Origin of the sequence: Acinetobacter sp. ANC 7912 (assembly GCF_039862785.1) — a bacterium.
GTDB lineage: Bacteria > Pseudomonadota > Gammaproteobacteria > Pseudomonadales > Moraxellaceae > Acinetobacter > Acinetobacter thermotolerans.
Genome location: NZ_CP156795.1, coordinates 2,017,379 through 2,039,805, shown reverse-complemented (window position 1 = coordinate 2,039,805; position 22,427 = coordinate 2,017,379). Strand labels below are relative to the sequence as shown.

Here is a 22,427-nt window from a genome sequence, read left to right as displayed (position 1 = left end):
GGTGAATGAAAAAATATATTATGGCGGTATCTGTGGCAGTTTTGTCTTTCTGGACCCATAGCCAGTCGGATATGAGCCTGACCCAGAAAGCTCTGAAACCGGTAATTGCCTATCAATGCGGGCAGGAACTGAAAGACTCTAAAATCTGGAAAGTTTCAACTTACCTGATGCAGGACGGTAACAAAGCCAAACTGGAGCATAATGTCTGTAATTGTGTTGGTGAAAAGGCGTTGAAAGATATTCCAGCGACGACTTTGCTGAAAGCCACCGTAAGTGAAGAAGCCAAGAATCAGGTGGCGCGTCAGGCGGTTGCGAACAGTTTAAAAGGTTGTGTACAGGAACTGGTGAAGTAAGCAGATTTCATTTGGCGTTGCTTAATTGTGCAACTGACCAGCCAGACCGAAATAGTGATTTATTAATGCTGTAAATTTCGGCAAAATAGCGCATCTTTAATTTATAACAAAGGATTTACAGTGAAAAAATTAGCAGCTGTTCTTGCCCCAATGGCTTTTATTTTAACTGCATGTGTTACCGCTGATGGTACAGGTACAACAGCTGGGAATACCGCAAACGGTCTGGCGATGACTGCAGTGAAAGTGGGTGTACAGGCGAAATGTGTCACTGAAATCAACAACAACACCTACTGGAAAACAGCTTCTAAAGTTTTAACGGAGACTCAGCAATCTGAGCTACAAACAGAAGTATGTTCATGTGTGGCAGATAAGGCGACTACCAGCGTAACCGTAGCGGATCTGGCCGTAGCAGCGATGGACAAAACGACTCAGGCTACTTTAGCGACTAAAATTGTAGCGAACTCACTGAATGCCTGTGTGGTTGAAGTTTTGAAAAACTAAGCAGAAGTTGCTTAAATTGGCGGCCACTTTGGCCGCTTTTCTATTTGCGCTGAACAATTGAAGGAAAGATGATGCGAATTGCAGGTGTGGATGAGGCAGGGCGCGGACCGCTGGTTGGATCAGTGGTGGCTGCGGCAGTGATTCTGGATCCGAATAATCCGATTGAAGGCCTAAATGACTCGAAAAAGCTCACCGAGAAAAAGCGTGAGAAGCTGTTTGTCGAGATCAAAGAAAAAGCCCTGGCCTGGGCGATTGCGGAAAGTTCTGCTGCGGAAATCGATGAGCATAATATTCTGCAAGCCTCTTTGCTGGCGATGCGCCGTGCAGTGGAAGCTTTAAGCATTCCACCGGATCATGTGCTGGTCGATGGCAACAAGATTCCGCAAGGTCTAGCGATGAGTTGTGATGCGATCGTCGGTGGGGATGCTTTACATGCCGAGATTTCAGCTGCGAGTATTCTGGCTAAAGTAACCCGTGACCATCAGATGATTGAAATGGATCAAAAATATCCGCAGTTTGGCTTTGCCAAGCATAAGGGGTATCCAACCAAGGCACATTTTGAAGCTATTGCCGTGCATGGGGTGATTTCCGAACATCGACGCAGTTTTGGGCCAGTACGTAAGGCGATTGCTGCGATGCAGGAGCAGGCTGAACTAGACCTATAAGGTATTTAGTCAAACATATTATAAATACATAGAATGTCTAAATGGACATATCTTAAACGTGCAGACAAAATTAAAGCGGCTACTAGGCCGCTTTTGATTTTTCTCAGAATTAACGATTGTAGTTATTCTGATGCGTATCTTCTTCGTATGAAGGTTGGTAATCCTGGTCGATATGTTGAAGATGTTCATGCATTGCACGTTCATGCTGAATGCGCTGGTAAATTTCTTCCCGGTGGACCGAAACTTCCTTTGGTGCATTCACCCCAATACGTACCTGGTTACCTTTGACACCAAGTACTGTTACGCTGACTTGGTCTCCAATCATTAAAGTTTCTCCGACACGGCGAGTCAGAATCAGCATGTTTATCTCCTTGCAAAACGCTAAACGTGCATTCAATTTAGAATGTTTGTTGAAACACAACCTGAAATCACAAGTGAAAATCAGAACAGATCACCACACACCAGCTGGCTTGGGATTATCATCTATTTAAATTTTCTATAAATCCTCGTCCTTAATATAGCAGAGCCACCATAGTAAAAACTATAGTGGCTCTGATTTTTTATCATCTTTTGTAAATTAATATCAGCTCAGGATATTAAGAGACAAAATTAGTGATTAAGCACGCGCGAATGATTCGCCTTGTTCACGGTCCAGACCGAAAGCAGTGTGCAGTGTGCGAACTGCCAGTTCCAGGTATTTCTCGTCAATAATCACAGAGATTTTGATTTCTGAAGTAGAGATCATCAGGATGTTGATGCCTTCATCTGCAAGGGCAGTAAACATTTTGCTTGCTACACCAGCGTGAGAACGCATACCTACACCGACGATCGACACTTTTACGATGTCATCACGAGTCGCAACTTCACGTGCATTGATGTTACGTGCAGTTTCTTCCAGGATCGCTTTCGCTTTTGCAAGCTCACCACGGTTTACAGTAAACGTGAAGTCAGTTGTACCGTCTTCTTCCACGTTCTGGATGATCATATCGACTTCGATATTGGCATCACCAATTGGTTTCAGGATTTTTGATGCAATACCTGGCTCGTCAGGCACGCCCAAAATAGTCAATTTTGCTTCGTCACGGTTAAACGCGATACCAGAGATAATTGGCTGTTCCATGTTGTCTTCCAATTCAGTAGTAATAAGAGTTCCGACGTTTTTCTTGAAGTCTTCGTCAAATGCACCATCGTTGTCATTATCGAAGCTTGAAAGAACGCGTAAAGGCACTTGGTATTTACCAGCAAATTCTACTGAACGAATTTGAAGGACTTTAGAACCGAGTGACGCCATTTCTAGCATTTCTTCAAAAGAAATACGGTCTACTTTTTTCGCTTTAGGAGCAACACGAGGGTCAGTCGTATATACGCCATCAACGTCTGTGTAAATCTGGCATTCATCTGCTTTCAGGGCAGCAGCAAGTGCAACACCTGAAGTATCCGAACCACCACGGCCCAGGGTGGTTGTGTTGCCATCAGCATCAAAGCCTTGGAAACCGGCAACCACAATCACGCGGCCTGCATCCAGGTTTTCATTCAATACGTCAGTATCGATAGATTCAATACGGGCTTTGGTGAATGCGCTGTCAGTTTTAATACCAACCTGGCGTCCAGTTAAAGATTTAGCTTCAACACCGAGTGACTTCAACGCCATTGCAAGCATGGAAATCGTTACCTGTTCACCTGTAGACACCATCTGGTCAAGTTCACGTGGATCAGGGGTTTCGGTAATGGCCTTCGCGAGAGCAAGCAGACGATTGGTTTCGCCACTCATTGCTGATACCACCACCACCACTTTGTGGCCATGGTCATGCCAGCGCTTCACACGACGAGCAACATTGAGAATGCGCTCGGGAGTACCCATTGAGGTACCGCCATATTTTTGAACGATTAATGCCATAGTTGTTCCATATAAACCATGACCCTGATTTTCCGATCAGGGTCAGTTACACAAAATGAAGTTTTTATTTTGCTTCAAGCCAAGCTGCTAAATCAGCCATTACTGGAGCAAACTTCTCGTTAAGTGGCGCGCCACCTTGTGCCAAGTCAGGTTTACCACCACCTTTACCGCCTAGCTCGGAAGCTAAGTGTTTGATGATGTCACCCGCTTTAATAGAAGCAGTAAATTCTTTTGCTACAGATGCGATCAAGCTCACCTTGTCACCCTCTACACCTGCAAGCACGATTACTGCATTTTCTAATTTTGATTTCACACCATCATGCAGGTTGCGCAGTGATTTTGCGTCCATGCCTTGAACAGTCGTGATCAGTGTTGCACGTCCTGCAATGGTCTGAACCTGATTTAACAGTTCAGCAGCTTGTAGGCTAGCAAGTTTCTGGTTCAATTGCTCGATCTGTTTTTGCAGACTTGATGCGGTATCAACAAGTGCTTCAACTTTATCCAGGGTTTGGTCTTTTTGTGCTTTCAGCAATGCATTGATCGCGTGAATGTCGCGATCGGCTTTTTGTGCAGCTTCAACCGCTTTATGGCCAGTCACCGCTTCAATACGACGTACACCTGCTGCTACACCGCCTTCAGAGATGATTTTGAACAGACCGATGTCACCAGTACGTTTTACGTGAATACCGCCACACAGCTCGATCGAGAAGTTTTTCTCATCGATGATTGAACCCATAGACAGGACACGTACTTCGTCACCGTATTTTTCACCGAACAGCATCATCGCACCTTTGGCTTTCGCTGATTCGATGTCGAGCAGTTCAGTGGTTACTGGTGTGTTAGCAATCACTTCAGCATTAACAAGACGTTCGATTTCTTGCAGCTGTTCAAATGAAACAGGTTGATCGTTGGCAAAGTCGAAACGCAGGATGTCAGAAGCAACCAGAGAACCTTTTTGCTGTACGTGTGAACCCAGGATTTGACGCAGGGCAGCGTGCAGCAAGTGAGTCGCAGAGTGGTTGCGTGAAGTTGCAGCACGGATTTCAGCTTTTACAGTGGCTTCCACATTTTGTGCAACTTTCAGGTTACCCATGGTCACGATACCTTGGTGTACGATCGCACCACCAGATTTCTTGGTATCCTGAACTTCGAAAATACCGGTATCGTTTTTGAATACACCAGTATCACCGATCTGACCGCCGCTTTCTGCATAGAAAGGAGTTTGGTTCAGTACGATCAGGGCTTCATCGCCTTCAACCACTTCTTCAACCTGTTCGCCATCTTTATAGATTGCAACGATTTGACCTTGACCTGCAGTTGCATCGTAACCTTCAAACTGAGTTTCGCCTTCAACTTTGACAATAGAGTTGTAGTCGATAGCAAATTTACCAGCATCACGAGCACGTTGACGTTGTGCTTCCATTTCTTTTTCGAAGCCAGCTTCGTCAATGGTTAGGTCACGTTCACGTGCAATGTCGGCAGTCAAGTCAGTTGGGAAGCCGTAAGTGTCATACAGTTTGAATACTGTTTCACCTGGAATCACCGAACCTTTCAGTTGAGCCAGTTCACCTTCAAGCAGTTTCAGACCTTGTTCAAGTGTCTTAGCAAACTGTTCTTCTTCTTTGATCAATGCAGCTTCGATGCGGTCTTTGTTTGCTTCAAGCTCTGGATACGCAGCGCCCATCACTTCGATCAAAGGTTGCAGCATTTTGTAGAAGAAAGTACCGGTTGCACCCAGTTTGTTACCGTGACGAACTGCACGACGGATGATACGACGCAGCACATAACCACGGCCTTCGTTAGAAGGATTCACGCCATCCGCAATCAGGAAGCAGCAAGAACGCGCATGGTCAGCCACAACTTTCAGTGAAGCAGGGTATTGTATAGGTTCATTTTTTAATTGAGCAGCAACTTCTAACTCGCGTGTATCAACACCAATGATTTCAGCAGCAGCTTTTAACAGGTGTTGGAACAGGTCAATTTCGTAGTTTGAATTCACGTGTTGCAGAACGGCAGAAATACGTTCCAGACCCATACCGGTATCTACAGAAGGTGCTGGAAGAGGGTGCAGTACGCCATCCGCAGTACGGTTGAACTGCATAAATACGTTGTTCCAGATTTCGATGAAACGGTCGCCATCTTCTTCAGGTGTGCCAGGCAGGCCACCCCAGATGTGTTCACCGTGGTCATAGAAGATTTCAGTACATGGACCACATGGGCCAGTGTCACCCATGGCCCAGAAGTTGTCAGAAGCGTATTTCGCGCCTTTGTTGTCACCGATACGGATAATACGGCTAGCGTCCAGGCCAACTTCTTTGTTCCAGATGTCAAAAGCTTCGTCATCGGTTTCGTATACAGTCACGTACAGGCGGTCTTTAGGCAGTGCCAGCCATTTGTCGCCAGTTAGGAATTCCCAGGCAAATTTGATTGCATCACGTTTGAAGTAATCACCGAATGAGAAGTTACCCAGCATTTCAAAGAATGTGTGGTGACGAGCTGTATAACCCACGTTATCTAAGTCGTTGTGCTTACCACCCGCACGGACACATTTTTGTGATGTTGTTGCGCGAACATAATCACGTTTTTCCAGACCCAGGAAGCAGTCTTTAAACTGGTTCATACCAGCGTTTGTAAACAATAAAGTTGGGTCGTTGGCAGGAACCAGAGAACTCGACGCGACACGTGTATGCCCTTGCGATTCAAAGTAGCTTAAAAAAGCTTCGCGAATTTCAGCTGATGTCATAAAACGAGTACTCACAACCAAGTCACTCCATAATTTTCGATTTGGCAAAAGCAAGGCAGTCTGACAAGAAGGTTGGTTCTCTGCTGCAATGCGGGGCTTAAATTTTTAAAAACGCCAAATTATAACGGAAAATGCCTGTTCAACCAATGATTTTCCTATTTATAGATCATAAAACTGTAAGGAATGAATGCTGCTAAATTCAGGAAAATGCGCTGTAAAATCAAAAGCTATTGTCATTACAGCAATTTATTTCAAATCTCGGGAACAGAAACTTCAGATTGCCTGCAATAAAGCATGAATTTTTCGGTGAAATATTGGGCATTCTGCGTAATTTTTAGTGGAATTAACCGAATAATTATCAGTCAGCTGGATAATTCCATTAATATAGGCGCATAAAGTTATATGCCGCAGTAGGGAAGGTCGATGCAACGTATCGCAATTAATGGTTTTGGACGAATCGGGCGCAATGTGTTGCGTGCATGGTTTGAAAATCCGAAAGATTTTAATTTTGACATTGTTGCGATTAATGACGTTGCCGATGTGGAAACCTTACTGCATCTCTTCAAATACGATACCACGCATGGCCGTTTTCCAGGGCAGGTGGATCTGACTTATGAAGATGAATGTGTTTTTCTGCATGTGACCTATCGTGATGCCTATCAGAAAGTCCAGGTGTTAAGACAGGCCAATCCAGCGGAAATGCCTTGGCATGAACTGAATATTGATGTCGTGCTGGAATGTACCGGCCTGTTCCGTTCCCGTACAGCTGCCACCCAGCATATCACCGCTGGGGCAAAACGGGTGATTATCGGTGCTGCACCGTTTGATACTGTTGATGCTGCAATTGTGTATGGCGTGAATCATACCGAAGTCAGAGAAAGCGACCAGATTATTTCCAGCGTGTCTTGTACCACACAGGCCTTGGTGCCATTAGTGAAAATCATTGATGATGCTTTTGGGATTGATACTGCACTGATGACCGAAATTCATGCGGTCACTGCAGATCAGTCGGTGTTGGATCATGCTCATCGAGATCTGCGCCGTGCCCGAGCTTCAGGACAGAATATTATTCCAACGACTTCCTCGGCTTTGGGTGCCTTAAAACGCGTGATGCCAAAAATGGAAAACCGGATTGATGGTTATTCAATTCGTGTCCCGACCATTAATGTCGCCGCGATTGACCTGACTTTTGTCACGCAGGCGGAGATTACCGATCATCAACTGAATGAAGCTCTGACTCAGGCAGCGCGGCAGGATTATGTCGAAATCATGTCGATTACTGATGAGCCGTTGGTCTCCTCGGATTTTAACCATTCACCTTATTCACTCATTGTGGATATGACCCAGACCATGGTGGTTGGCAAGCAGGCCAAAGTATTTGCCTGGTATGACAATGAATGGGGTTATGCCAACCGTTTACTGGATTTATGTCATTCCTTTAATGCTTAAATCTTTCTAATCTTTAAATTAAATAGCAGTATAATTTAAGTATATTGATATATAAAGAAAATTAATCCACTGTGCCAGTCGATATACGGGTCTGGCATTCCGATAAAATCGTTACAATCCCGCCGATTTTTTTGATTAAGATAAAACTCAGGCGACGAACTAGAAGAGCAAAAGCTATGTTATTAATGTGGGGCTTTATTACACTCCTGACTCTGGCGGTGATTTTTTTAATCTGGTTGCAGTTCAACCGGGTGGAGATTGGTCCTGAGTCTGACGGTGTGGCGGTTGAGCAGAAGGTTGCCAATCTGGAAGATAACCTGAAAAAGACCTTGGAAATCATGCAGGATCTGGCCAAGAAAATGCATGTACAGCAGGAAGTGCTGGATCAGACTTCAGCGAAACTGAAACAAGTGGAACTGCAAAATGCCGAGCTGGTGCAGCTACTGGCAAAAGTGGTGGAACCAAAGCAGTAATTCCTTGATCGAATTTGCTTACTGATCACAGTCCAGATGTTATTTAAATCAGTAGGCTGCGTAAAAATGCGGCCGAAACCATGCTGATCAGGATGGTGGGCAGCATGCTAAAGCGTGATGCAGCACATAAGGTCAGGACAATGGCAATCAGATCCACGGGATGCTCAGGTAAAAAATACGGAACCAGCATGGAAACCAGTACACAGCCCGGTATGATTTGTAGAATTTTTTGCTGACGTTTACTCAAAGTTTTATTTTTGAGTAGGACATAGCCAAGTATCCGGGTGCAGTAAGTCGTTAGTGCCACCAATAAAATTGCGATAAAAGTGCTCATCTGGATCATGCATCATCCTCCTGAATTAGCCAGAAGGCAGAAGCAATCCCGGACAGTGCACCAATCAGCACATACCAGTTGCCGGGTAGATATGCATAAGCCAGTGCGGCACAAACAAAGCTGGCCAACCAGGGCGGACTTCGGTAAATCCTTTCCACATGCCTCTCAGCAAAACCAGTACGATGGCTGGAAAAGCCATATCAAAGCCAAAATGGTGAATGTCTCCTAACACTGGCCCAACCCAAGCACCTAAAGTGGTAAAGCCGACCCAAGCCAGATACAGCACAAAACACAGCCCGGCATAATAAGTCATGCTAAAGGCATCGCGTAAACCGAACTGTGCTATTCGACGTTGTGCATCTGCCAGCCCGAAAGCCCAGCTTTCATCCACTATAAAAAATAAAGCAAGAAAAACTTTTCGATTGGGAAGATGTCTTAAATAAGGTGTTAGCGTTGCACTAAGCAGGATATAACGGCTGTTAATCAGAAAAGTAAAAAGATCAGAGTCAGTAAATGAGGTGGATTAGTCCATGCTTCTAAAACAGCAAATTCGGAACCACCAGCGAAGTTTAGCCTGGTCAATAATGGCACTTCAATCAGGCTAAAATCTTTCTGATTCGCAAGTGCACCAAGACTAGCGCAAGAGGAATTACACCTAACAGTACAGGAGTACAGTCTTTCACACCACGCTGGAATTCACTCATAGGTATTGCATCAAAATGAGTGGGTGGTGGTTGAATGGGAAACATAGATGGTCTGAGTTTACCGTCATAAAAAACTGTTATTTTATAAGAAGTACGCCAATCTCAACTTTAAATAAGCTTTTCAAATTGAATCGGTGAATAACCACATTTTTTATTCATAACGACGCAGACCGTATGTGACAAAATCTTTCTGATAAAACGATGCGATAAGTGCCATAAATCTCTTGCCCTTACTTTTTGAATATTAAAGCGATCAGTTAATTGACCAATGACCGTTTCAATTTTCCTTCGTGCTCTCATAAGCAACCTCATTGATTCTTGAGATCTAGAGTCCGGCATATTCTTTCTTAAAGGAGTTTGTAGATCAACGTACTGAAATTTATAGTATTCTTTCAAGCTGGGTCTTAAGTAACCTTTATCTGCACCTAGTAACCCATGAATATTTTCTGTGATTTCTGGTGCAACATCACGCTCATCTACATTTGCTGGAGCGAAAGTATAGCCAGTAATCATACCCTCCAAATTAATTAACCTGAGTTCGATGAAATCCACTTAACCTTTTAGCATATTTTGGAAAGCTGGCTTATTGGGGTTCAAACAATAAGCCACTACAGCAGCCATGATATTCACCATGAAGTTATTTACCGAACGATGACGTGAATGTTCAAGTTGATGTAAATTTTTTAATTGATCATTCACTGTTTCGATCAATCCTCTTCTGCAAAGTAATTGTTTTTCTTCTTCAGTTTGGATGGGTTTATTTTTCATATTCCGACGTGATGGGGTCAATATTTTCAGTCCTCTTGCTGCTAAAGCTTCGGCTTTTGCTTTGCTCAAATAGCCTTTGTCTCCGAGTAGGATCCCTTTTAATTCTTGAGTTAAAGATTCTAATATAGCAACATCATGAACATTTCCCGATGTCAGCTTGAGATTAATAATTTCACCTAAATTATTGATAACGAGATGTAATTTAAAACCATAAAACCAACCCGTACTACTTTTTCCACGACCGGCCAAGCCTTTAAATACACGATGCCTTTTAATCCGAAGATTATGGCAAACTACCAATTTAGTGGAGTCAATGATACTGATTCCCGTATCTTTTCCTTTCACCTGATGGAAGAAGCTACTCAGAGCTTGCAAACAACGGGGCATGATTTCAATAAATCGGTTGTAGCTAAGCAGTTTAGGAAAAGCAGATTTCCAGAATGGAACGATCATTTGGCAATAAAAATATTTGAAGAATCTAAAACCGGATTGATGAAATAAAATGACAATGGTCATTGCTTCAGACAAGCTTAAAGCTGACTTTTTCAACCTGGTTTTTTGATTAGAAATTAAAGCTTTCTCTAAAGATTCATTAAATTTTTTGCAGAAATCATCCAAAATACAAAATAATTCGGTAATATGATCCATTGAGAAGCCTTGTTTTATAACATTTTGTCTTGAGAACCAATATGTTACAAAAACAGGGCTTTTTTTCTACTCTTTTTTTATATCGAACTCAGGTTAATTACAAGATGCCCTTTAAAACCATAGTATTTCTCTTGTTGTGCAGCACAATAACTAAAACCTGCATGTTCTTTGAAATTCTTGTGTCTTTTTGCTCGACTATAACGACAAACAGGTATAGGAAATCCATCAATAAAATGAATATGATCCTGACCATAATGTGCAGTTAATTGGGCTGTGATTTTTTGATGAACTTGCCATAAGTTTGCACAATGCTTACAAAAGTTAGGATATGAACCTAAATGAGGGAACCAACTTAAGTAATTGTTTTTAAAAAACATCCATATGCTTTTATCCGTATCCATTTTGAGACACTCACCAACAATTTGCATTGTGATAATTTCAATATCGGTTAAAGCAGGTGGAAAACCACGTTTTCTTAATGGTTCAGAGACTATAGTTGGGTAAATTTCCTCTATGATTAAATAGACAATGATGATAAATTCTTCAGTGGACATAACTGTAATTTTATTTTCATAGACGGATTTAAAATGAGGTTATGTCCTTTTTATTTCAATGACTTAAAAAGTTGAGATTGGCGTGAGAAGTGCAGGAATGATGTTTGTTAATTTAAATCATCCACAACCACAACGTATGCTGCTTTCTTGGGCATTTGAATCAATCTCTCATACTTTTATGCTGGATTATTTTTGGGCATTTATCATTAAAAAATTGTGAAGCCTTTAGGACAGAATTGTAAAAGATCAGAATGCTACAAAAAACATAAGATGTTCTGAAGAGCTTAAATATATCGAAAAATCAGTTTGATAAAGGATAAATGGTGATTTTGGGTAAAATATCCATTTATCCTTTATATGGATGATTTGAATTATCAATGTTAGTCATTTGATCAGTCAGAGAAAATTATCAAAATTGCGATGCACAGTTTTGGCGATCGTGCTAGACTAGGAGAAATCGGGTGTGCTCCCGATTTTTTTATGCGGATTTGTTCCGCGCTGACAAGAATTTAGGTTTACAACATGCCCATTTCAGAGACATGGTTATTACCTGATGGTGTAGCTGATGTATTACCAGAACAAGCGCGAGTCATAGAAGATTTGCGCCGTAAGTCACTGGATTTCCTCGCATCTCGAGGTTATCAGCTGGTGTACACGCCATTCATTGAATACATTGAATCTTTATCTTCTCTCTCAGAATCGAATCAGGATTTAGACTTAGCCACTTTTAAAGTGATCGACCAGCTGTCTGGCCGTCTGCTTGGTGTGCGTGCCGATATGACACCACAAGTGGCTCGTATCGATGCGCATGTACATCCAGTTGAAGGTGTGGCTCGTTACTGCTATGCAGGCACAGTTCTGCATACCAAACCACAAGGATTTAACACCACGCGTGCGCCGTTGCAGCTGGGTGCTGAATTGTTCGGTTCAGACAGTATTGATGCCGATGTAGAAATGATTGACCTGATGGTCAGCCTGATTGAAGAAGCAGGTCTGGCAGAAGGGATTCACCTGGACTTGGGTCATGTCGGTCTGTTCCGTAGCCTGGTGGCACAAGCGGGCCTCAGCAAGGCGGCTGAGCGTCAGTTATCTGACCTGTATCAACGCAAAGCTTTACCTGAACTGAAAGAATTCACTGCAACACTGAACTTCGGTCAGGATTTCTATGTACTGGGCCGCTATGCAAGTGATCTGGACGCGCTGAAAAATCAACTGAGTGCCGAAGTACTGGCAAATCCAGCCTTTAAACAGGCACTGGATGCACTGATTACGACGCAAAGCGAGATTCAGGCACGCTGGCCTGAACTGGAAATTGGTGTAGACGTGGTTGAACTGCGCTCTTATCACTACCATACTGGTCTGATGTACGCCGTATATGCACCAAATCGTGCAGTGCCATTAGCTCAAGGCGGCCGTTACGATGGTATTGGTGAACACTTTGGTCGTGCCCGTCCGGCAACCGGTTTCTCTTGCGACTTATATATGTTAAGTGCCGGCAAGTTTGCAGCGGCACAAGTTGTAGTTGCGCCAAAAGGTACGGATGCAGCGTTGCTGAATGCGATTCAGGCAACCCGTGCACAAGGCTTAAGTGTAATTCAGTTATTAGGTAATGATGAGTTAAGCTCAGTACCGTATGCGACTCACCAGCTGGTGAATGTCGACGGTGAGTGGACAGTCAAAACAATTTAATGGTCCGGCTCAGTATTCATGTCGCTGAGCCAGGCTTTTCAACTTTAACAGCATGATGTAATGAGGCTATTATGGGCAAGAATGTTGTGGTACTTGGTACCCAATGGGGCGACGAAGGTAAAGGTAAAATCGTCGACCTGCTCACAGATCAAGCGGCTGCGGTAGTACGCTATCAAGGCGGACACAACGCAGGTCACACTCTCGTGGTTGGTGGTAAGAAAACTGTATTACACCTCATTCCATCAGGTATTTTACGTGAAAACGTACTGTGCTTAATTGGTAACGGTGTTGTTCTGTCACCAGAAGCGTTAATCCATGAAATGGAAGTGCTGGAAAAAGAAGGCGTGCCTGTACGTGAACGTCTGCGCATTTCTCCAAACTGTCCATTGATCCTGCCACACCACATCGCACTTGACCAAGCACGTGAGAAAAAACGTGGTAATGCGAAAATTGGTACAACAGGTCGTGGTATCGGTCCTGCTTACGAAGATAAAGTTGCTCGTCGTGCAATCCGTGTTGCTGACCTGGTACGTGGTGGTGAACATCTTAAAGCGCAACTTGAAGAGCTGCTTGAATACCACAACTTCCAATTGACTCAATTCTTTGGTGTTGAAGCAGTTAAAGTTGAAGACGTTCTGGCACTATGCGACGAATGGCGTAAAGTGATCGAACCTATGGTGATGGACGTGACTGGTGAGTTACACGCTTACCGTAAAGCGGGTAAGAACATCATGTTCGAAGGTGCACAAGGTTCACTGCTTGACGTTGACCATGGTACATACCCATACGTAACTTCTTCTAACACGACTGCTGGTGGCGTAAGCTCAGGTTCAGGTCTTGGTCCATTACACCTGGATTATGTCCTTGGTATTACTAAAGCGTATACCACTCGTGTAGGTTCAGGTCCATTCCCAACTGAATTGGTTTATGATGCTGCAACTGATACAGGTGATGCCATTGGTAAACACCTGGGTACTGTAGGTTCAGAATTCGGTGCGTCTACTGGCCGTCAACGTCGTTGTGGCTGGTTCGATGCTGAAATCCTGCGTCGTTCAGTAGAAGTAAACTCACTTTCTGGTATCTGCCTGACTAAACTTGACGTTCTGGATGGTTTAGACGAAGTGAAAATCTGTGTAGGTTATGAAGCTGCAGATTCTGGTTGTGTAGGTTCTTCTGATGCGCTTGCATTCGAAACTTTAAAACCAATCTACGAAACTATGCCGGGCTGGAAAGAATCTACTTTCGGTGCGAAATCACTAGATCAATTGCCACAAAATGCAATTAACTATGTGAAACGTCTTGAGCAATTGATTGAATGTCCAATCGACATCATCTCAACTGGTCCAGACCGTGAAGAAACTATTATTCTGCGCCACCCATTCTCTGCTTAATTCCTTAAGCAAGAAATGAGAAAAACCCTGTGATTTCACAGGGTTTTTTTTATTGCCTTTAGAAAAAACCGGATTTTCAAGACTAAAGTTGCATCAGTTCAAACTAGGCTTTTTTCAGCGACTTGCTAGAATGAATCTAAACAGTAAGATAAGAGTTTTGCAGGATGCAAAAAAATATTTCGGCAACCATGTTTTATTCGTTGCTGTTTGCCATGGGCGGGGCACCGACCATTGCTATGTTGATTATTCGTGCCCAGACGTCCAATCCTGAAATTATTTATGGCGCACTGGTTGGACTGAGCGTGATCATTGCCTGTATTCTGGTACCTGTCATTTTGATCCAGAATGCGATCCTGTATGTTAAACGTAAAAGTGAAACGCTGGAACAGAAAATCAAGCCATTGGCACAGTTTTATCTGGTCTTGAATGTATTGTGTTTGATTTACTGGCTGACTATACAATTCATCACCTGAAATATTACATAAATGCTAAAAAGATGAAGTAATTCCACATTTCAGGTATAACGATGTTTCAATTATAATTTTTACAAATTATTGTGCCTTGAAATTGGGGTGGAGACTCTCTAATGAAAAATAAATTTTTGTTTAGCATGTGCGCTGCAGCAGCGGTGACCTTAACCGGTTGTGCAACGGTTGCAGATATGGCGGGTGCAAATACCTCTACATTAAATGCAGTTGCGACAGAGGGTTTCAACAAGACCGTTCAGGAAGCACGTGCAGCAAACCAGCTAGATACTTCATCGGCGACTTATAAACGTATTTATGCTGTATTTAATAGATTGCGCCCTTATGCAGACCAGTTAAACCAGACCGGGGTGAAGTTTGACTGGCAACTGGCAGTGCTGAAATCTGATCAGGTCAATGCTTATGTGGCGCCGGGTGGTAAAGTGGTGTTTTATACCGGGATCGTGAACAAACTGAACCTGACTGATGCGGAAATTGCAGCGGTCATGGGCCACGAGATGGTGCATGCACTGGAAGAACACTCTAAACAGAAAATTGGTGCTCAGGCGTTAACTGATCTGGCTCTAGGTATTGGTTTAAGCGCAGCAGGTGCGGGCCAAGGTGCTACAGCTGCGGCTCAGCTAGGTAGTCAGATCGGTATCGGTTTGCCATATTCACGTAACCTAGAAAGCCGCGCTGACCAAGGTGGTTTAATGTTAATGGCACGCGCCGGTTATAATCCGAATGCGGCGATTACGCTGTGGGAAAAAATGAACAAGCAGACCAGCAGTGGCGTTGCGTTCTTATCAACTCACCCATCAAACAGTCAGCGTATTGCAGCAATGCGTCAGAACTTGCCAGCAGCAATGCAGATTTATAATCAGCGCAAATAAGTCTTATGGCTTAAGTCAAAGCAGGGCAGATGTCCTGCTTTTTTATGTTGAAAATCTGCAGGTAATAAAAAAGGCAAAGTAAAAACTTTGCCTTTTGCACGTCAGATCAGATGATCTTAGTGGTGGTGACCGCCTGCACCGTGTACGTGACCGTGGTCTAGTTCTTCTTGAGAAGCTTCACGGATCGCTACGATTTCAACTTCGAAAGTCAGGTCTTGACCAGCAAGTGGGAAGTTCGCATCAACCACAACTGTTTCGCCTTCAACTGCTTTAACAGTTACGATTTGAACGCCGTCATCAGTTTGTGCTTGGAATTGCATACCAGGTTGGATGTTGTCCACGCCTTGGAACATTTTTGCAGGAACTTCTTGTACAAGCTCTGGGTTGTATTCGCCGTAACCTTCAGCAGCTGGAACAGTTACAGTGAACTTGTCGCCAACAGTTTTGCCAAGCAGTGCATTTTCAAGGCCAGGAATGATGTTGCCTGCACCATGCAAATATGCAAGTGGTTCACCTTGAGATTTGTCGAGAGTTTCACCCTCTGCGTTAGTCAGTGTGTAGTGGAAAGAAACCACGAGGTCATTTGCAACTGCAGTCATGATATTGATCCAATCAAATTTTTAAAAGAGACATCATAAAGTGAAATTGAGTTTTTGTAGACTAAAATTAGCAAAAAAATGCAATTTCTCTATTCTAATGATGGTTTTTTCATTAATGGGGACAACTATGTAAATTTCAATGCAATTTTATCTTCGGCGAGATTTTTCTTGTAACGAAATCCTTAAGCGTTAAGGCCCCGGCATGAGTATAGCCCAAGATCGTGGCCTGATGCAGGCGATACAGGGAAATATACATTGATTTTGCGACGAAGCCATGCACATTCACCTGACCAAGTAATTCACCCACTGCTTTATTTTCACTTAGGGACACCAGCGAACCTTTGTCTGAGAAAGTGAAGATTGGCAGAGAAGTCTTGCCATTGACACGCAGCCTTAATGAGTTGGCAAGAAAGCTGGCCTGCTGACTAGCCACCTGGGCACGTGGACCGAGCACTGGCTCATCAGCACGCGGCTTACAATGGGCACAGTCTCCGAAAGCAAAAATATTGGGATCAGTTAGTGTCTGCAAAGTTGCATAGACTTTGAGGCGGTTGATATTGTCCTTTTCAAAGCCTTCTAGATTTTTAAGTACATCCGGTGCCTTAATGCCGGCGGCCCAGACTTTCACTTCTGCTTCCAGACTACTGCCATCGGCGAAGTGGATATGATCTTCATCCACCTTAGCTACGCGATGCTGGGTGAGCACATCAATGCCTAATTCTTTTAGCTGCTTCAGGGTATGCTCCGCCACTTTTTCAGACAGGGCAGGCAGGATACGGTCAGCGGCTTCAATCAGGGTGATTTTAACTTTGTTGGGATCAATTTTATTGAGTCCATATTTATGGAAATTATGTTTGGCTGAGACTAGTTCAGCTGCCAGTTCAACTCCTGTCGCACCCGCACCAATAATGGCGATTTTCAGTTCGCGGCTGGATGCTTCATGCTGGGCATTCAGGTATAGATGCAACAAGTCCTGCTGGAAAATATCTGCCTGTTCGCGGCTGTCCAGAAAATGACAAAATTCCTGCACACCAGGGGTATTAAAATCGTTGGAAGTAGAGCCTAAGGCCAGTACCAGCGTGTCATAGTTAATCTTTATGTCCTTTTTTGGCTGGGCTTTTTTAGAGAAATAATCGTTTTCGATCAGAATCTGTTTGGTTGCACGGTCGATATTTTTAAAATTTCCCAACACAAATTCATAATGGTTCTCTGCAGCATGGGCAAAGTAATTGATTTCTTCCTGATATGGATTCAGTGTTCCTGCAGCTATCTCATGTAAAAGTGGTTTCCAGATATGGGTCAGTTTCTGATCCACCAACGTGATCTGTGCCTTGCCATTTTTGCCTAAAGTCTGTCCTAACTGGGTCGCCAGTTCCAGTCCACCTGCGCCACCACCTACAATTACAATCTTATGTGCTGTCATAGAATCATTAACCTATTTATTTTTCTAATAAAATGCAATAAAACATACTATGACAGGTGAAAATTCAGGTCTTGTATAGGATTGTTAAACAATTACAAAACGTAGCAATTCAATGAAATAAAGCAAGATGAGGTCAAAGGAAGCAAAAGGTAGGAGTAGGAAGAGAGTAGAAGGATGGCAAATTATTCTTATCTCCATCCTTCATGATTCATATTTTATTTTCCGATCGGATAAAGCTTCACATCAGTTGTATTGTCAGAAAACAGACCAAATAACCATTCAAAGAATCTCTGGAAAATACCCGCTTCTTCAAGGTCGACCTGATCTTCAATCAGAATGGTACGGATCAGCTGGTCATTCTGGTAGACATTTACGGTTGCCAGTTGCATAACTTTAGCCAATGGTGCTGTTAGCTTGGTTTCTTTGACTTCGACATTTACGTGAGTTTGAGTTTCACGCAGTGGCTCAATGCTTTGCATGACACCATTACCGGTATCCAGCATGATACGTTGAGTCGACTGGTCAAATTGATTCAGGTCAATGGTATAGCTCTGGTCATACAGGGATGTGGTGATTAGTTCGGGCTGCTTGGTTTCGACCTTGAACATTTTCAGGGTAGATTTCACCACCGGCAGTTCTGCTAGCAGCTGATGACTAGGTACAGCGACTTCATTACGTGTATAGATATAAGCCAGGTTCATTAGCTTATGTGCGACTTCGGCACGTTTTACACCGCTTTTAGTTCCTAATACCACCACGATCAGGCGACGGTTCGGCATATTCATTTCGATGCTTGGACGGATCGCAGTTGCTGCAAGGTTATAACCTGCTGCGCGGGTAAAACCAGTTTTTAGGCCATCGACGGTTGGGTCCATTTTGAGCAACAGGTTGGTGGCACGGTGGAAACGCTGGTTGTAAGTAAAACTTGGCTGTTTGGAATAGCCCAAATAATCCGGGGTTTGAATCACCAAGGCTTGTGAAAGCTTAGCCAAGTCCGCAGCAGTCGAGTAGTGCTCAGGCATGGTCACACCAGCCGGATTCTGGAAATGGGTATGTGTCATTCCCAGGGCTTGAGCTTCCTTGTTCATGCGTTCAACAAACTTCGGTACGCTGCCAGAGATTTTTTCTGCCAAGGTGACGGCTGCATCATTGGCTGACATCACAATCAAGCCTGCCAACAGCTGATCTACAGAAATCTGATCACCTTCTTTCAGGTACATCTGGGATTCATCCCACATCACCATTTGCACCACTGGCGTGGCAGTAATTATTTCACTTTTACTTAATTTCCCTGCCTGAATTTCCTTCAAGGTGATATAGGCCACCATCATTTTGGTCAGGGATGCTGGAGCACGTTGCAGGTCTTCATTATGGGATGCAATGGTCTGGCCGGTTTCACTATCCAGAATGGTCCAGGCTTCGGCTTCAACACTTTCGGGATTGATATTCAGTAGGGCAGCATGCGAAATTGCGGACACAAGCAGGCACAATGTCGCAATCAGTGAGGTGATAAATTTCAAGGGTGTTCCTTATTCGACCAGTCCGTGGGCGAGCAAAAAAATTTTAGGCATGCTAAGCCTTTTTTTTTGTCATGGCTAGTGTCCATTGTAGACATTTAAGACACTTCCGCAATGTATTGGAAAAAAATGTTAAGCTAAGACTTAACACATTCTAATTTATTTTGAATCGCCCATTATGTTGCATTATCAAATCGAATTTGACGATTATCGTCAGCATCTTGTTCACGTGACTGTTCGCTTTTTAGCTGACCCTACACAGGTGTTGTCTTTGCCAACATGGATTCCGGGCAGTTATTTGATTCGCGAATTTTCCAAACATATTGAAGGTGTCAAAGCCTATGATGAAGAGGGTCGTCAGCTTAAGATACAGAAATTTGAAAAGAACAAATGGCGTCTGTTTAATACTGACCATGAACTGATCACGGTTGAATATGATGTTTATGCTTATGACCTGTCAGTGCGTGGTGCTTATGTCGATGAAACCCGCCTGTATGTCAATCCGGCCTGTGCATGTCTAGGTCTGGAAGGTCAGGAACATAAAGCTGTTGAAGTAGAAGTCTTCCTGCCGGATGAGTTGAAACACTTCCAGCTAGCAACCGGTATGGCTTCCAAGAGTCTGGTCAAAGGCCGTTATACCTTAAAAGCAGAAAACTATGCTGAGCTGATTGATTCACCATTTGAACTAGCGGAGCAGACCCGCTTCAGCTTTGAAGCCAATGGCATTCCACATGAGTTTGTGGTGTCTGGCAAACATGCCATGAATGCTGAACGTATGCAGCAAGACCTGGAAAAAATCTGTAGTACAGAAATTGCCATGTTTGGTTCAGCACCGTTTAGCAACTATACCTTTATGACGATGGCAACGGGTAATAGCTATGGTGGTCTGGAGCATCCAAACTCAACCAGCCTGATTACCCCACGTGATGACTTGCCTAAAGCCAATGAGTCGGAAGAGCCATCCAAGGATTACCAGCGTTTCTTAGGCCTGTGCAGCCACGAATATTTTCATTCATGGTTGGTGAAATTTATCCGTCCGGAAAACTTCGTGAATTATGATCTAAATAAAGAAGGCTATACCTCTTTACTCTGGATCTTCGAAGGTTTCACTTCTTATTATGATGATCTGATCCTGCTGCGTAGTGGTGTGATTAATCAAGAATCTTACCTGGCTTTGCTGAAAGCGCAGATTGACCGTTACCTGCAAAATCCGGGACGTTTTGTTCAAACGGTTGCTGAGTCCAGCTTTGATGCCTGGGTGAAATTTTACCGTCAGGATGAAAACTCGAATAATGCTGGCACCAGCTATTACAACAAAGGTTGTCTGGTCGCGCTGTGTCTGGACTTAGGTCTGCGTTTGCGTGGTTCAAGTCTGGATGCCTTGATGCGCAAGCTGTATGACAATGCGCAAAATGGGATTCAGGTCAATGAACGTACTATCTTTGACCTATGTCAGGAATTGACTGGAGACAATTGGTTAGAACAGATCAACCATCTGATCAATACGACTGAAGAACTACCGCTGGATCAGTTGCTGCCAGAGTTCGGTTTGAAATACACCCTGAAAAATGACAAGTCACTGCCATTTGGCCTGAAACTGGCGGATAAGCCTGAAGGTGTGCAAATTCAGTCTGCACGTCGAGATGGTAACGGTGCGAAAGCTGGCTTGTCTGCCAATGATGTGATCATTGCCATTGATGGTTTGAAAGCAACCACCAAGCTGCTGGAAAAATATGCCAGAGAGCAGGGTGCATATACCGTACATGCTTTCCGTCGCGACGAGTTAATGACTTTCGAAGTCCAAGCTGCGGGTTCTGAGCTGACCGAGGTTGAATTAACCGTAGAAAATCAGGATAGTATAAATAAGTGGTTGAAAGCCTAATCTAAAAAATCAAAAAGGATGCTTCGGCATCCTTTTTTTTGTGCCCTAATTTAGGTATCATTCATCGTCTCGCACACTTATTTATCTCCAAATCTGCATAAATAATCATATTTATATGCAACTTGCACATAAATAGTGGGCAGGGTGTGTCAATTATTTAAAGGGTATAAGTGGCATCGCTCTTGCAGACAGGCAATATATGTAAAAATGCAGAGAGAAAACGATGAATACACATGATGAAAGTCCACTAACAGAAACACCGGACTCTCAACGAAAAGGGTTTTTTCCTATTGCTTTGGTGTTATTCAGCTTTACCTTTTTTACAGCAACCATGTTTGCTGGTGGAAAAATAGGTGTTGCATTCGACTTTATTAACATTCTCTGGATTACCGTAATTGGGAATGTATTATTAGGTTTATATGCAGCATCCCTTGGATTGATCTCGGCCCGCAGCGGTTTAAATACCGTTTTGATGGGCCGTTTTTGTTTTGGCAACCTGGGCAGTAAATTATCCGATTTTCTGCTGGGATTTGCCGAATTAGGGTGGTACGCGTGGGGAACTGCGACATTGGCCATTTCCCTCACCAAGATTGTCGGGATTCCAGAAGGCTGGAATATCCCTCTGATGGTGCTGTTCGGCTTTGGCTTCTCGATTACTGCCATTGTTGGCTTTAAAGGTCTGGAATGGCTGTCGCGTATTTCCATTCCCTTAATGTTCCTATTATTGGTGGTGTCGATTTATCTGGCAACCAGACATATTGGTGGATGGACAGGCCTAACCAGTGCAGTACCAACCGAAAAAATGACTTTTGCCACCGCGATTACCATGGTTTTTGGTACCTTTGCCAGTGGTGCAACCCAAATTACCAACTGGACCCGCATGGCAAAAAGCAGCCGTGTCGCGATTTGGGCCTGCCTAGTAAGCTTTGTAATCGGCAATGGCTTGATGGTGCTGGCAGGTGCGTGGATGGCAATCGTGTATCAACAAGCAGATATTGTAGAAGTGCTGATTCTGCAAGGTCTATCTCTCGCAGCGATTATCATGTTGTGTCTGAACCTGTGGACGATTCAGGGTCCAACCATTTACAACGTATCTGCAGCAGCTTGCCACTTGGTGCGTACGGAGCACCGTAAAACCATGGTGCTGGCATCAGCTTCAATCGGGATCGTGCTGGCGGTACTCGGTATGTATGAACTGCTGATTCCATTCCTGCTGTTGCTCGGTGCCATCATTCCACCTGTGGGCGGCGTGATCATGGCGGATTACTGGGTACGTTATAAAGGCAAATATCCACTGTTGTCTCAAGCTCACTTGCCGAACTTTAACTGGATTGGTTTGACTGCATATGCAGTCGGTGCGATCTGTGCCTATGTATCACCTTGGATTGCGCCAATTGTCGGGATCGCCGTAGCGTTTGTGGTGTATAGCGTTTTGCTGGCAGTTTTCCCGGTAAAACAGTCACAGTTGAAAGAGGCTTAA

General features: G+C 43.7%; 19 protein-coding genes and 3 pseudogenes. 11 read left to right on the top strand and 11 right to left on the bottom strand.

Annotated features, from left to right (window positions below; all coding sequences use genetic code 11):
* The first annotated feature begins 5 nt into the window (after positions 1-5).
* The 3 genes from ABEF84_RS10070 to rnhB all read left to right on the top strand — a co-directional run bounded on the left by ABEF84_RS10070 (position 6) and on the right by rnhB (position 1,519).
* The gene (locus ABEF84_RS10070; RefSeq protein WP_347454862.1) at positions 6-353 is read left to right on the top strand and encodes a hypothetical protein; all 348 of its coding nucleotides are present in this window, start codon (positions 6-8) and stop codon (positions 351-353) included.
* 120 nt (positions 354-473) lie between these two features.
* On the top strand, positions 474-854 hold the full coding sequence (locus ABEF84_RS10065) for a hypothetical protein (protein ID WP_034584328.1): 381 nt from the start codon (positions 474-476) through the stop codon (positions 852-854).
* A gap of 71 nt (positions 855-925) precedes the next feature.
* Positions 926-1,519: a ribonuclease HII gene (rnhB, locus tag ABEF84_RS10060; protein ID WP_034584330.1), complete on the top strand. Its 594-nt coding sequence runs from the start codon at positions 926-928 to the stop codon at positions 1,517-1,519.
* Positions 1,520-1,628: 109 nt separating this feature from the next.
* On the opposite strand, the gene csrA is transcribed toward rnhB, so the two are convergent.
* The 3 genes from csrA to alaS all read right to left on the bottom strand — a co-directional run bounded on the left by csrA (position 1,629) and on the right by alaS (position 6,174).
* The gene (gene csrA, locus ABEF84_RS10055; RefSeq protein ID WP_034584332.1) at positions 1,629-1,880 is read right to left on the bottom strand and encodes a carbon storage regulator CsrA; all 252 of its coding nucleotides are present in this window, start codon (positions 1,878-1,880) and stop codon (positions 1,629-1,631) included.
* A gap of 255 nt (positions 1,881-2,135) precedes the next feature.
* Complete coding sequence (locus ABEF84_RS10050; protein WP_034584333.1) at positions 2,136-3,416, bottom strand: aspartate kinase; 1,281 nt, start codon at positions 3,414-3,416, stop codon at positions 2,136-2,138.
* Positions 3,417-3,480: 64 nt separating this feature from the next.
* The gene (gene alaS, locus ABEF84_RS10045) at positions 3,481-6,174 is read right to left on the bottom strand and encodes an alanine--tRNA ligase (protein ID WP_171077666.1); all 2,694 of its coding nucleotides are present in this window, start codon (positions 6,172-6,174) and stop codon (positions 3,481-3,483) included.
* A gap of 408 nt (positions 6,175-6,582) precedes the next feature.
* Between alaS and ABEF84_RS10040 the strand changes: the two genes are divergently transcribed.
* Positions 6,583-7,608 carry a type I glyceraldehyde-3-phosphate dehydrogenase gene (locus ABEF84_RS10040; protein WP_034584336.1) on the top strand — a complete coding sequence of 342 codons (1,026 nt, stop codon included), beginning with the start codon at positions 6,583-6,585 and terminating at the stop codon, positions 7,606-7,608.
* 176 nt (positions 7,609-7,784) lie between these two features.
* Complete coding sequence (locus ABEF84_RS10035) at positions 7,785-8,081, top strand: hypothetical protein (RefSeq protein ID WP_034584338.1); 297 nt, start codon at positions 7,785-7,787, stop codon at positions 8,079-8,081.
* A 43-nt stretch (positions 8,082-8,124) separates the two neighbouring features.
* On the opposite strand, the gene ABEF84_RS10030 is transcribed toward ABEF84_RS10035, so the two are convergent.
* The 5 genes and pseudogenes from ABEF84_RS10030 to ABEF84_RS10010 all read right to left on the bottom strand — a co-directional run.
* A complete protein-coding gene (locus ABEF84_RS10030; RefSeq protein WP_034584340.1) occupies positions 8,125-8,424 on the bottom strand; it encodes an AzlD family protein in 300 nt (99 codons plus the stop codon).
* Positions 8,421-9,164: pseudogene (locus ABEF84_RS10025) on the bottom strand (AzlC family ABC transporter permease). The gene ABEF84_RS10030 and the pseudogene ABEF84_RS10025 overlap by 4 nt, the downstream one beginning before the upstream one ends.
* A 63-nt stretch (positions 9,165-9,227) precedes the next feature.
* Positions 9,228-9,650, bottom strand: a pseudogene (locus ABEF84_RS10020) (IS982-like element ISAba825 family transposase); the annotation flags it as partial.
* Between the two features lie 21 nt (positions 9,651-9,671).
* Positions 9,672-10,535 (bottom strand): IS982 family transposase, encoded by an 864-nt coding sequence (locus tag ABEF84_RS10015; RefSeq protein WP_347473881.1) that lies wholly within the window; start codon positions 10,533-10,535, stop codon positions 9,672-9,674.
* An 80-nt stretch (positions 10,536-10,615) separates the two neighbouring features.
* Positions 10,616-11,089, bottom strand: a pseudogene (locus tag ABEF84_RS10010) (IS982-like element ISAba825 family transposase); the annotation flags it as partial.
* A gap of 522 nt (positions 11,090-11,611) precedes the next feature.
* Between ABEF84_RS10010 and ABEF84_RS10005 the strand changes: the two are divergent.
* From ABEF84_RS10005 to ABEF84_RS09990, 4 genes are all read left to right on the top strand, one after another.
* Entirely contained in the window at positions 11,612-12,778 is a 1,167-nt protein-coding gene (locus ABEF84_RS10005; protein ID WP_034582053.1) for an ATP phosphoribosyltransferase regulatory subunit, read from the top strand.
* A 71-nt stretch (positions 12,779-12,849) separates the two neighbouring features.
* Positions 12,850-14,169: an adenylosuccinate synthase gene (locus ABEF84_RS10000; RefSeq protein ID WP_034582050.1), complete on the top strand. Its 1,320-nt coding sequence runs from the start codon at positions 12,850-12,852 to the stop codon at positions 14,167-14,169.
* A 164-nt stretch (positions 14,170-14,333) separates the two neighbouring features.
* On the top strand, positions 14,334-14,642 hold the full coding sequence (locus tag ABEF84_RS09995) for a hypothetical protein (RefSeq protein WP_034582048.1): 309 nt from the start codon (positions 14,334-14,336) through the stop codon (positions 14,640-14,642).
* A 113-nt stretch (positions 14,643-14,755) separates the two neighbouring features.
* The gene (locus ABEF84_RS09990; protein ID WP_034582046.1) at positions 14,756-15,526 is read left to right on the top strand and encodes a M48 family metallopeptidase; all 771 of its coding nucleotides are present in this window, start codon (positions 14,756-14,758) and stop codon (positions 15,524-15,526) included.
* Positions 15,527-15,642: 116 nt separating this feature from the next.
* On the opposite strand, the gene slyD is transcribed toward ABEF84_RS09990, so the two are convergent.
* The 3 genes from slyD to ABEF84_RS09975 form a co-directional block, all read right to left on the bottom strand.
* Complete coding sequence (gene slyD / locus ABEF84_RS09985; protein WP_034582044.1) at positions 15,643-16,125, bottom strand: peptidylprolyl isomerase; 483 nt, start codon at positions 16,123-16,125, stop codon at positions 15,643-15,645.
* A 136-nt stretch (positions 16,126-16,261) separates the two neighbouring features.
* Positions 16,262-17,548 (bottom strand): NAD(P)/FAD-dependent oxidoreductase, encoded by a 1,287-nt coding sequence (locus ABEF84_RS09980; protein WP_347454863.1) that lies wholly within the window; start codon positions 17,546-17,548, stop codon positions 16,262-16,264.
* Between the two features lie 215 nt (positions 17,549-17,763).
* Positions 17,764-19,068, bottom strand: coding sequence for a D-alanyl-D-alanine carboxypeptidase PBP6B (locus tag ABEF84_RS09975; RefSeq protein WP_347454864.1), 1,305 nt, complete (start codon positions 19,066-19,068; stop codon positions 17,764-17,766).
* A 175-nt stretch (positions 19,069-19,243) separates the two neighbouring features.
* On the opposite strand from ABEF84_RS09975, the gene ABEF84_RS09970 reads away from it, so the two are divergent.
* Positions 19,244-20,947 carry a M61 family peptidase gene (locus ABEF84_RS09970; protein WP_347455889.1) on the top strand — a complete coding sequence of 568 codons (1,704 nt, stop codon included), beginning with the start codon at positions 19,244-19,246 and terminating at the stop codon, positions 20,945-20,947.
* 223 nt (positions 20,948-21,170) lie between these two features.
* Entirely contained in the window at positions 21,171-22,427 is a 1,257-nt protein-coding gene (gene codB / locus ABEF84_RS09965) for a cytosine permease (RefSeq protein ID WP_347455888.1), read from the top strand.

Bases quoted from the DNA above. Each gene is read 5' to 3' on its own strand.
- ABEF84_RS10070 (WP_347454862.1), top strand. From the start codon at position 6: ATGAAAAAATATATTATGGCGGTATCTGTGGCAGTTTTGTCTTTCTGG.
- rnhB (WP_034584330.1), top strand. From the start codon at position 926: ATGCGAATTGCAGGTGTGGATGAGGCAGGGCGCGGACCGCTGGTTGGA.
- csrA (WP_034584332.1), bottom strand. From the start codon at position 1,880: ATGCTGATTCTGACTCGCCGTGTCGGAGAAACTTTAATGATTGGAGAC.
- ABEF84_RS10050 (WP_034584333.1), bottom strand. From the start codon at position 3,416: ATGGCATTAATCGTTCAAAAATATGGCGGTACCTCAATGGGTACTCCC.
- ABEF84_RS10040 (WP_034584336.1), top strand. From the start codon at position 6,583: ATGCAACGTATCGCAATTAATGGTTTTGGACGAATCGGGCGCAATGTG.
- ABEF84_RS10035 (WP_034584338.1), top strand. From the start codon at position 7,785: ATGTTATTAATGTGGGGCTTTATTACACTCCTGACTCTGGCGGTGATT.
- ABEF84_RS10030 (WP_034584340.1), bottom strand. From the start codon at position 8,424: ATGATCCAGATGAGCACTTTTATCGCAATTTTATTGGTGGCACTAACG.
- ABEF84_RS10015 (WP_347473881.1), bottom strand. From the start codon at position 10,535: ATGGATCATATTACCGAATTATTTTGTATTTTGGATGATTTCTGCAAA.
- ABEF84_RS10005 (WP_034582053.1), top strand. From the start codon at position 11,612: ATGCCCATTTCAGAGACATGGTTATTACCTGATGGTGTAGCTGATGTA.
- ABEF84_RS10000 (WP_034582050.1), top strand. From the start codon at position 12,850: ATGGGCAAGAATGTTGTGGTACTTGGTACCCAATGGGGCGACGAAGGT.
- ABEF84_RS09995 (WP_034582048.1), top strand. From the start codon at position 14,334: ATGCAAAAAAATATTTCGGCAACCATGTTTTATTCGTTGCTGTTTGCC.
- ABEF84_RS09990 (WP_034582046.1), top strand. From the start codon at position 14,756: ATGAAAAATAAATTTTTGTTTAGCATGTGCGCTGCAGCAGCGGTGACC.
- slyD (WP_034582044.1), bottom strand. From the start codon at position 16,125: ATGACTGCAGTTGCAAATGACCTCGTGGTTTCTTTCCACTACACACTG.
- ABEF84_RS09980 (WP_347454863.1), bottom strand. From the start codon at position 17,548: ATGACAGCACATAAGATTGTAATTGTAGGTGGTGGCGCAGGTGGACTG.
- ABEF84_RS09970 (WP_347455889.1), top strand. From the start codon at position 19,244: ATGTTGCATTATCAAATCGAATTTGACGATTATCGTCAGCATCTTGTT.
- codB (WP_347455888.1), top strand. From the start codon at position 21,171: ATGAATACACATGATGAAAGTCCACTAACAGAAACACCGGACTCTCAA.